At 62.2% G+C, this 1675-nt stretch carries 1 pseudogene; it reads right to left on the minus strand.

Going from position 1 to position 1675, the window contains the following annotated elements:
* Nucleotides 1-1636 (minus strand): annotated as a pseudogene (locus tag WAN02_RS27560) (hypothetical protein); the annotation flags it as partial.
* Nucleotides 1637-1675 lie beyond the last annotated feature (39 nt).

The raw sequence follows: 1675 nt of genomic DNA on the forward strand, positions 1-1675 counted from the left end.
CATTCAGGGACTCCAGATAACGGCGCTGGCCTTCATGGAACAAGATATCGAAGGCGAGCGTCGATTTTCCCGACCCTGAAACGCCAGTAATGACATTGAACTTGCCGTGTGGGATATCCACATCCAGCGACTTCAAATTGTGTTCACGGGCGTTGACGATCCGGACCACATCCTCGCCTTGCAAGGCACGACGGGCCCTGGCGACTTCCGCCGCCAATTGCAAGGGCACGCCTTCCGCGCGCGCGGCAGCTGCCGCAGCCGCCGCACCAGGTGCCATAGCGGCGCCATAGGCCAGCAGTGCCTGGCCCGTGTGCGAATGCGTGCAGGCCTTGAGGTCCTCGGGCGTACCGGCGCAAACGAGTTCGCCGCCCGCATCCCCGCCTTCCGGACCGAGATCGATGATCCAGTCCGCCGCGCGGATCACATCCAGATTGTGTTCGATGACGATCAAGGAATGGCCGCGCTCAAGCAAGCGTCGCAGTGCCTGCATCAGCTTGGCGATATCGTCGAAATGCAGGCCGGTGGTGGGCTCGTCGAACATGAAGAGCCGTTGCACAACCTTGGCTTTGCCGACATCGCCCGCCGTTTCCGCCAGAAATCCCGCCAACTTCAGTCGCTGCGCCTCGCCACCCGAGAGCGTGGGTACCGGCTGACCTAAACGGACATAGTCCAGCCCCACCTCGATGATCGGTTGCAACACCCGCAGCACAGCCGCGTCGTTGGCAAAGACCGCAACCGCCTCGCTGACGGTCAGCTCCAGTACATCGGCAATGCTGAGTGACAGCGTGCGCGTTACGGCCGGCGTCAGTGCTGTCGACGAAGCAACCGCCTTCCCTTTGGCCAAAGTCTTGACAATGTCGGCGGTGGCCGCCTCAGTGGGCGTCTCTATCGCCTCACCTGTTGCCAGCGCTATCGTGCGGTCGATCTTGACGTCCAGCAGCTCCGCGCGATACCGCCGACCATCGCAATCGGGGCATCGTAGATAGACATCGCTGAGAAACTGCATCTCGACGTGCTCGAAACCGGAGCCCCCACACGTCGGACAACGTCCGTCGCCCGAATTAAAGCTGAACATGCCCGGCCCATAGCCGCGTTGTGCCGCTAAAGGCGCCTTGGCGAATAACTTGCGGATCTCATCGAAAGCGCCGACATAACTGGCCGGGTTCGATCGCGCCGTCCGACCAATAGGCGACTGGTCAACGAAAACGACATCGCCGAGCAACTCTGCTCCCTGCAATGCGCGGAAACTACCAGGTGATTCGCTGGTCTTGCCAAAATGTCGCGCCAGCGCCGGGGCCAGGACATCCTGAATGAGCGTGGACTTGCCCGAACCCGAGACGCCCGTCACGCAGACGAGGCGCTGCAAAGGCACCTCGACGGTCACATCACGCAAATTGTGCTCGGTAGCACCTTCCAGCACCAAGCGGGGCGTATTCGCATCCACCGGGCGGCGGACCCAGTTCGATGCATCCGCGACGTGCTTGCGCCCGCCAAGATAGGCGCCCGTCAAGGTATCGCTATGCTCGATGTCTTGCGGCAGGCCGTCATAAACGATGGCGCCGCCACGCTCGCCCGGCCCCGGTCCCATATCGATCAACCGGTCGGCAGCCAACATGACCGACGGGTCGTGCTCCACCACCACGAGGGTATTGCCCGCGTCGCGCAAACGGTGCAT

Source organism: Mycobacterium sp. (assembly GCF_049281135.1).
GTDB lineage: Bacteria > Actinomycetota > Actinomycetes > Mycobacteriales > Mycobacteriaceae > Mycobacterium.